General features: G+C 34.1%; 2 protein-coding genes. Both read right to left on the reverse strand.

Annotated elements, in window-relative coordinates:
- A partial coding sequence (locus tag B3J44_RS14625) for an NUDIX domain-containing protein (protein WP_286969226.1) occupies positions 1-452 on the reverse strand: 452 nt, incomplete at its 3' end.
- A gap of 51 nt (positions 453-503) precedes the next feature.
- Positions 504-1271 (reverse strand): adenylosuccinate synthetase (locus tag B3J44_RS14630; protein ID WP_286969227.1); only part of this gene is annotated, 768 nt, incomplete at its 5' end.

A 1271-nucleotide genomic window follows, 5' to 3' on the forward strand; every position in this document is an offset into this window, starting at 1 on the left:
TCAAGTCCGCCGCCTTCGCTTACTTTCATATTTTCGTCGTATTCGCCAACAAAAAGATATAGAATTTCTGTTACAGAACCTGGCGACATATAAGTTTCGATTACTTTTTGAACCTTGCTTAAACGATAACCAGTTTCTTCTTCTGTTTCGCGAATAATAGCTTGCTCTGCATTGTCTTTGTCTAAAAGTCCAGCGCAAACTTCAATCATCATTCCAGATTTATTTCCGTTAAGATAAGTCGGTAAACGAAATTGTCTTGTTAGTACAACTGTTTTCTTAGCAGTATTGTATAATAATATTCCAGCGCCATTTCCGCGATCGTATACTTCGCGAATATGCGATTCAACAGGCTGATTTTCTTTTTTATAATTAAAAGTTACTTTGTTTAGCAGATACCAATTATCAGATAATAATTTGGTTTCTGTTATTTCAATTTCAGGATTTTTTCTCATAAAACTATTTTTTCAAAAAAAAACGCTCTGATTATCAGAGCGTTTAATGTATTATTTTGTTATTGTTTGTTTTCTATCTGGTCCAACCGATACGATTTTGATTGGCACTTCGATTTCTTTTTCAATAAACTCAATATATTCTTTTAGCTCAATTGGCAACTGATCGTAAGTTGTTAATCCAGTTAAATCTTGTTTCCATCCTTTAAACTCTTTGTAAACCGGAGTAACGTTTTCTGGTTCAATGTTGTAAGGGAAGTGAGAAATGTTTTGTCCTTTGTAGTTGTACTCTGTACAAACTTTTAAAGTTTCGAAACCAGAAAGAACATCACCTTTCATCATCATTAACTGAGTAACTCCATTAACTTGAACTGCATATTTTAAAGCAACAAGATCTAACCATCCGCAGCGTCTTTGTCTTCCTGTTACAGAACCAAATTCGTTACCCACTTTTGCCATTGTAGCACCAACTTCGTCAAAAAGTTCAGTTGGGAAAGGTCCGCTACCTACACGTGTAACGTAAGCTTTGAAAATTCCGTAAACTTCTTTGATTTTGTTTGGAGCAATTCCTAAACCTGTACAAGCTCCAGCAGCAGTAGTATTTGATGAAGTTACGAACGGATAAGTTCCAAAATCAACATCTAATAAAGATCCTTGAGCACCTTCGCAAAGAATAGATTTTCCAGCTTTTTGAGCTTGGTGCATGTATTCTTCACTATCAATAAAATCTAATTTTTTAAGTTCTTCGATAGCTTCAAAGAATTCTTTTTCTAATTCAGCTAAATTATATTGAATCGCAACATCATAAAAAGCAATCATTGC

The sequence above is a fragment of the Flavobacterium sp. UBA4854 genome (genome assembly GCF_002399805.1).
Lineage (GTDB): Bacteria > Bacteroidota > Bacteroidia > Flavobacteriales > Flavobacteriaceae > Flavobacterium > Flavobacterium ginsengisoli.